This is a genomic window from Stenotrophomonas maltophilia group sp. Smal17 (genome assembly GCF_030237045.1).
In the GTDB taxonomy this organism is placed as follows: domain Bacteria; phylum Pseudomonadota; class Gammaproteobacteria; order Xanthomonadales; family Xanthomonadaceae; genus Stenotrophomonas; species Stenotrophomonas forensis.
The window spans coordinates 1-6,985 of record NZ_JASJSU010000141.1; the positions used below are offsets into that span (position 1 = coordinate 1).

A 6,985-nucleotide genomic window follows, 5' to 3' on the forward strand; every position below is an offset into this window, starting at 1 on the left:
CCCCCGTCCCGCAGCCCTCGAGGCCGCGGGGTTGCCGGCCAGCGGCCGGCACTACAGTAAGGTCGGCCTACGGCCGGAACCTTATTTGACGCGTGCGGAGTATTCGCCCGAACGGGTATCAACCTTGATGATTTCATCCTGGTTGACGAACAGCGGCACGCGGACCACGGCGCCGGTTTCCAGGGTGGCCGGCTTGCCGCCGCCGCCCGAGGTGTCGCCACGGACGCCCGGATCGGTTTCGGTGATCTTCAGTTCGACGAAGTTCGGCGGCTGCACGAAGATCGGCTCGCCGTTCCACAGGGTCACCACGCAGGACTCTTCGCCCTTCAGCCACTTCTCGGCGCCGCCCATGCCGGCCTTGGTGGCCTGGACCTGCTCGAAGGATTCCGGGTCCATGAAGTGCCAGTACTCGCCGTCGCTGTACATGAAATTCATGTCGGTATCGACGACGTCGGCTGCATCCAGCGAGTCGGTCGACTTCATGGTCACTTCCTGGGTACGGCCGTCCTTGATCAGGCGGTACTTCACGCGGGTGAAGGCCTGGCCCTTGCCCGGCTTGACGTATTCGGTGTCGATGATGACAGCCGGTTGGTTGTTGACCAGGATCTTCATCCCGTTCTTGACGTCGTTCATGCCGTAGCTGGCCATGCGTAAACTCCTGAGTGGCAAAAACGCCGCGGGTGCGGCGAGCCGTTAGAATGGAAAGCCCACCGGATGCCGGTGGGCGACTGTTTTTCTGCCCCCATGATAACCGCAGGCCCCCTCTCCATGCAGCTTTCCGCCTTCCCCCGGCCCCAGTCGCCAGGCGCGCCCGCGCGCTGGCAGCAGCTCTGGCGCCAGGCGCTGCGCGACCCGCACGCCCTGCTGGCCCGGCTGCAGCTGGACCCGGCCGCGCTGGGCGTCTCGGAGGCGGCCATCGCCCAGTTCGCGCTGCGCGTACCCGAGGGCTTCGTGGCCCGCATGCGCACGGGCGACGCCGCCGACCCGCTGCTGCGCCAGGTGCTGCCGATCGACGAGGAAATGCGCCCGGCGCCCGGGTTCAGCTTCGATGCGGTGGGCGATGGTGCGGCCAAAAAGGCCACCGGGGTCATCCAGAAATACCGCGGCCGCGCCCTGCTGGTCGCCACCGGCAGCTGCGCGATCAATTGCCGCTACTGCTTCCGCCGCCACTTCGACTACGGCGCGGAGAATGCGGCCAAGGGCGGCTGGCAGGAAGCGGTCGCCGCCATCGCGGCCGATCCGGACATCGACGAGGTGATCCTGTCCGGCGGCGACCCGTTGTCGCTGGCCACGCACAAGCTGGTCGAACTGACCGACGCACTGCGCGCGATCCCGCACATCCGCCGCCTGCGCATCCACAGCCGCCTGCCGATCGTGCTGCCCGAACGCGTGGACGAGGAACTGCTGGCCTGGCTGGGCAGCCTGCCGTGGCCGCTGGCGATCGTGGTCCACGCCAACCATGCCAATGAATTCGATGCCAACGTGGACGCGGCGATGGCGCGCCTGCGCGGTACGGGTGCGCAGCTGCTGAACCAGGCGGTGCTGCTGCGCGGGGTCAACGACAGCGTGCAGGCCCTGCAGGACCTCAGCGAGCGCAGCTTCGCCGCCGGCGTGCTGCCCTATTACCTGCACCAGCTGGACAAGGTGGAAGGCGTGGCCCACTTCGAAGTGGACGACACCGAGGCCAAGGCACTGATTGCCGGCCTCACCGCACGCCTGTCCGGCTATTTGATCCCGAAGCTGGTGCGCGAACTGCCCGGCGACCCGAGCAAGCGCCCGGTGTAACAAAAAAGGGGACGGAGGGAATTAAGTCGCAAATGCATTTGCGACTTAATTCCCTCCGTCCCCTTTTCCTGTCAGAGGCCCGACTCGATCATGCGTACCACTTCGGTGGCGGTCACCGGGTGGCTCAGCCAGTAGCCCTGGCCGAGGTCGCAGCCACGCTGGGCCAGCAGCTCGAACTGCGCCTGCTGCTCGATGCCTTCGGCAACCACGGTGATGCCCAGTGCGTGGGCCATCGCGATGATCGCCGTGGTCAGTGCCAGGTCGTCGGGATCACGCTGCATGTCGGCCACGAAGCTCTTGTCGATCTTCACCCCGTCCACCGGCACCTGGCGCAGATGGCTGAGCCCGGAGAAGCCGGTGCCGAAATCATCCAGCCAGACCTTCACGCCGGTCCGGTGCAGCTTGTCCAGCAGCTGCGCGGCGACCATTTCATCGCCGATCACCGCGGTCTCGGTCAGCTCCAGGTGCAGGCGCGAAGCCGGCAGCCCGGACTCATGCAGGCACTGTGCGACCAGCGCCGGCAGTTCGCCGCCCCGCAGCTGCCGCGGCGACACGTTGACCGACACGAACAGGTCGTCCCCGGCCACCCCGCGCGGCCACTGCGCGGCCTCCATGCAGGCTGCGCGCAATACCTTCGGGCCGATGATCTCGATCAGCCCGCTCTGCTCGGCCACCTCGATGAACACCGACGGCGGGATCGTGCCCAGGGTCGGATGCTGCCAGCGCAGCAGCACCTCGACACCGACCATGCGGCGGTCGCGCATGCGGAAGATCGGCTGGTAGGCCAGGCGCAGTTCGCCACGCTCCCAGGCCCCGCGCAGCTCCTGCTCCATGTGCACGCGGCGCTCGACCGCATGGTCCATCGCCCGGCTGTAGTAGCGGTAGCAATTCTTGCCGGCCATCTTCGCCTGGTACATGGCGATGTCACCGTTCTTCAGCAGCGTGGTCGCATCCGCCGCATCGTCCGGGAACAGGGTCACGCCGATGGACGTGCCAAGGAACAGCTCCCGGCCCTGCACCACCAGCGGTTTGCCCAGTTCGCGTACCAGCACTTCGGCCAGCAGCCGCGCGTTGGCAGCAACGTCACCGTCGCCAACCAGGATCACGAATTCGTCGCCACCGAAGCGCGCCAGCAGGGCCTCGTCGCCACCGGCTTCGGTCACCGCACGGCCGATGCGCTGCGCGAACTGCAGCAATGCTTCATCGCCGGCTTCATGACCGAGGGTGTCATTGACCCGCTTGAAATCGTCGATGTCGGCGAACAGCAGGCCCAGCCGATGGTTGGACGCGCGCGCGGCCATCAACCGATGGTCAAGTGCCTCGCGGAAGGCCAGTCGATTGGTCAATCCGGTCAGCGCGTCGGTGTAGGCCATGTGCCGCACTTCGCGGTCATGGCGGGCGATCGCATCGCGCATGCGGGCAAAGCCACGCACCAGTTCGCCCACTTCGTCATCGCGGGTGTTCTCCGCCAACGGCGTCTGGTAGTCACCGGCCTCGATGCGGCGGGCGGCCGCGGCCAGATCACGGATCGGCGCGACCAGGGTCCGCTGCACGTACAGGATCACCACTACGCCGATCACCACCAGCAGGCCCAGCATCAGCAGCAGCCAGCCCAGATGACGGCTGCCGGCCTGCTGCAGGCGTTCGCCAAGGGTGGCATTGGCGGCCTGCTCGCGCTGCTGCACCTCGTCCAGCGCCATGCCGACGCGGACTCCCCCGATGCGCTGGTTGCCGATCATGATCGGCATCGTGTTGTCGAGCACTTTGGGCGATTCCTGCACCACCAGTGCCTGTGCGGCGGCGGCCTTGGGCGCCAGCGGGTCGGCCATCTGCTGGCCGAAGCCGGCGACCTCGATCGAGCCGTCATGCACCAACCGCCCACGTTCGTCGAACACCAGGACATAGCGCACCACCGGCTGCCGCGCGGTACCGCGCACCAGTGCGCCGACCTGGTCCAGGTCGCGGTAGTACAACGGGTTGGCCAGCGAGTCGGACAACTCGCGCGCCATCGCCTCGCCGCGGCTGCGCACGCTGCGATCGAACAGTTCGTGGATGACACCGCCACTGAGGCTGCGCACCTCGCCCTGCATCGCCGTCTGGCGCCCCAGCAGCACTGCCAGGATCGCGACCACCACGACCATTGCCCCGCCCATCGCCAGCAGGAACCGGGCCTGCATTCCCGAGCCGAGCCACTTCATTCCACTTCCATCCGCACGCGCGTCAATCCTTGTTTCAATTCATCCAACCGTTGCTGCGCATGCGCATCGACACGGTGGAAACCGGAAGTGCCAAAAAACCGATGCAACGCTCCCTGCGCCCGCGGGTCGCTGGCCGCCTGCAGCAGCACTTCCTGCAGGCGATCGCGCACGCGCTGATCAAGGTCGGAGCGGACCATCTCCACCGCACGCGGGTACGGCTCGGTGCGCAGCAGCTCGCGGAAATCGCGCCGGAACGCGGCCGGCACCCGCCGCTCGTCGTTCCAGTCCACGCTGCTCACCGCGCCTACGTCGACCACCCCCTTGTGCACGAACGTCGCGATGTTCAACTCGCTGCGCGCGAACACATACCCCACGCTGTCCCGCCCCGGCATGTCCCAGTCGCCGGCCAGGATCTGCGGCGACAACCCCTCCTGCAGCAAGGTCATCACCGGCACCAGGTAGGCGCTGGTGGACGCCGTGTTCTGCAGCGCCAGGCGATGCCCAGGCAGGTCCCGCATGCGCTGGATCGGGCTGTCGTTGCGTACGAAAAACACTGTCTGGTACTCGCGCACGCCATTGCGTTCGGTCAGCAGCAAGGGCCTTGCGCCGCTGCGCTGGCCCAGCGCCACCGCCGTGCCCGCCGTTTCCGTGACCCAGTCGACCCGCCCCCGCCGCAGATAGCTGGCCATCTGCTGCGGATCGCGTGCCATCAGGATCCTCCCCTCCCTGATGCCGACGTCGTGCATGCGGGCCACCACATAATCCAGCAGGGGCTGCAGCTGCTCGTAATGGGCCTTGGGATCATCGCTGATCCGGCCCAGCACCAGCACCGGGTCCGGCGCTGCACGCACCGTCCCGGCCAGCAGGACCATGGCCAGGCTCAGCAGTCCCCCCTGCATTGCCTTTCGCAGACCCGACACAGGCTTCATCCCCCCTGGGTATCCAGACAGACTACCCGAAAAAATGAGAACGTCGTCAGCTGTCCTTGCTGCCCGCCTGCGCCAGTCGCGCCATGCGCTGGGTGTCGGCGAGGATGCCGCGCAGCAGGCGCACTTCCTGCTCGCTCGGCTCGCTGCGCAGGAACAGGCGGCGCAGCTTGCGCATCGCCGATTCCGGGGCGCGGCCCTTGTGGAAATCGATCTCGTCCAGGGTATCGCCAAGCTGGGCGAAGAAGCTCTCCATCTGCTCATGGCTGGCCACCTGCTCGCGGAAGCCCGGCTCTGCCGCGGCCGCCGGCTGTGCGCCCAGCAGCTGCATGCGCGTTTCATAGGCCAGCACCTGCACGGCCGCGGCCAGGTTGAGCGAGCTGAACTCCGGATCGGACGGGATGTGCACAGCGGCGTGGCAGAGCTGCAGTTCCTCGTTGGTCAGGCCGGTGCGCTCGCGGCCGAACACCAGCGCCACTTCGGCGCCCTCGCTTGCCTTGGCCACCGCACGCGCAGCGGCGTCGGCCGGAAGGTACTCCTCCAGCTGGACCCGTCGGGCACGGGCGGTGCAGCCGAGCACCAGCCGGCAGTCGGCCACCGCCTCGGCCAGGGTGGCCACCACCGGGGCGTCCCCCAGTACGTCTTCGGCACCGGCCGAGCGGCGGAAGGCCTCCTCGTCCAGTGGCTTTTCGGGGGCGACCAGCACCAGGCGGGCCAGGCCCATGGTCTTCAGGGCGCGGGCGGCAGCCCCCATGTTGCCGGGGTGCTGGGTACCGACCAGGACGAATCGGAGGCGGGTGGCGGCAGGAAACTGGGACATGAACAGGGAAAAGGTCGAGCTGGACGATGACCAATGGTAAACTGTGCGGCCGGCCACTGCGCCGGACCTGCTCTTTTCCCCCGCCAGTCCATCTCTTCTGCCTTTCCGGGAGCCCACGCCATGCAGAAACCCGCCGTAACCGTCATGGTCAAGGCCGCCCGCCTCGCCGGCAACGTCCTGTTGCGCAACATCAACAAGCTCGAGGCACTGAACGTCGTGCAGAAGGGCCGGATGGACTACGCCAGCGAAGTGGATGCGGACGCGGAAAAGGTCATCGTCAAGGAACTCAAGCGCGCCTACCCCGAGTACGGCATCTTCGGCGAAGAAGGCGGCGTGCAGGGCGAACGTCGCCAGATGTGGGTCATCGACCCGCTCGATGGCACCAGCAACTACCTGCGTGGCGTGCCGCACTACTGCGTGTCGATCGCGCTGGTCGAGAACGGCGAACCGACCGATGCGGTCATCTTCGACCCGCTGCGCAATGAGCTGTTCACCGCCAGCCGCGGCGCCGGTGCCGTGCTGAACGACCGCCGCATCCGCGTGGCCGACCGCAAGGACCTGGACGGCACCATGATCCACACCGGCTTCGCCCCGCGCGAACGCGCCCGCGCCAGTGCCCAGCTGAAGGCGGTCGACGCCCTGCTGGTGCACGGCGAGGACATCCGCCGCACCGGTTCGGCCGCGCTCGACCTGGCCTACGTGGCCTGCGGCCGTGCCGACGCCTACTTCGAGGCCGGCGTGAAGGCGTGGGACATCGCCGCCGGCCTGCTGCTGGTCCGCGAAGCGGGCGGCAAGGTCTGCGACTTCAAGGGCGCGACCCTGGGCCGCATGGACAACCGCGGCCCGGAGACCCACCAGATCGTCGCCGGCAACCTGAAGGTGGCCGAGTCGCTGCAGAAGGTGCTGGTGAACACCGGCTACGCCGCTGAGTTCGACGCGAAGTTCTGATCTGCGCATAGTCGCGGTTCATGGAGACGGCACCTGCGAGGTGCCGTTTTCGTTTGTGCGCCGGCGAGAGTCATTTCCGCGACCGCGGAGGGGTGTCACTTTCTTTGCGCGTGCAAAGAAAGTAACCAAAGAAACACGCCGCCGGGGCGCGAGCCGATGCTACGCATCGGTACCCTCCGCTCCTCGGCCCGTCGAGGGACGGTGCGGGAACTCGCTGCGCTCAGACACCCGCACCTCTTCGCCCTCGCCGGACCTGCGGTGCTCGGCTCGCTCAAGGCGGACCCAAGGTCAAATGCCACAGCTGCACC

At 67.5% G+C, this 6,985-nt stretch carries 6 protein-coding genes; 2 read left to right on the top strand and 4 right to left on the bottom strand.

Going from position 1 to position 6,985, the window contains the following annotated elements; all coding sequences use genetic code 11:
• Positions 1 to 81: 81 nt before the first annotated feature.
• Positions 82 to 648: an elongation factor P gene (gene efp / locus QRO93_RS20815; protein ID WP_006457340.1), complete on the bottom strand. Its 567-nt coding sequence runs from the start codon at positions 646 to 648 to the stop codon at positions 82 to 84.
• A 96-nt stretch (positions 649 to 744) separates the two neighbouring features.
• Here efp and epmB point away from each other — a divergent pair, with 96 nt between their 5' ends.
• Entirely contained in the window at positions 745 to 1,785 is a 1,041-nt protein-coding gene (gene epmB / locus QRO93_RS20820) for an EF-P beta-lysylation protein EpmB (RefSeq protein ID WP_180880721.1), read from the top strand.
• Positions 1,786 to 1,856: 71 nt separating this feature from the next.
• Here the strand turns inward: epmB and QRO93_RS20825 are convergent, their stop codons facing one another.
• From QRO93_RS20825 to QRO93_RS20835, 3 genes are read right to left on the bottom strand one after another with little or no spacing between them, the layout of a single operon-like run.
• Positions 1,857 to 3,983, bottom strand: a complete 2,127-nt coding sequence (locus tag QRO93_RS20825) for a bifunctional diguanylate cyclase/phosphodiesterase (RefSeq protein WP_180880723.1) — start codon at positions 3,981 to 3,983, stop codon at positions 1,857 to 1,859.
• A complete protein-coding gene (locus QRO93_RS20830) occupies positions 3,980 to 4,912 on the bottom strand; it encodes a phosphate/phosphite/phosphonate ABC transporter substrate-binding protein (protein WP_180880725.1) in 933 nt (310 codons plus the stop codon). The genes QRO93_RS20825 and QRO93_RS20830 overlap by 4 nt, the downstream gene beginning before the upstream one ends.
• Before the next feature lie 46 nt (positions 4,913 to 4,958).
• On the bottom strand, positions 4,959 to 5,729 hold the full coding sequence (locus QRO93_RS20835; RefSeq protein ID WP_004153813.1) for an RNA methyltransferase: 771 nt from the start codon (positions 5,727 to 5,729) through the stop codon (positions 4,959 to 4,961).
• Positions 5,730 to 5,849: 120 nt separating this feature from the next.
• On the opposite strand from QRO93_RS20835, the gene QRO93_RS20840 reads away from it, so the two are divergent.
• Positions 5,850 to 6,677: an inositol monophosphatase family protein gene (locus QRO93_RS20840; protein WP_004153814.1), complete on the top strand. Its 828-nt coding sequence runs from the start codon at positions 5,850 to 5,852 to the stop codon at positions 6,675 to 6,677.
• Positions 6,678 to 6,985 lie beyond the last annotated feature (308 nt).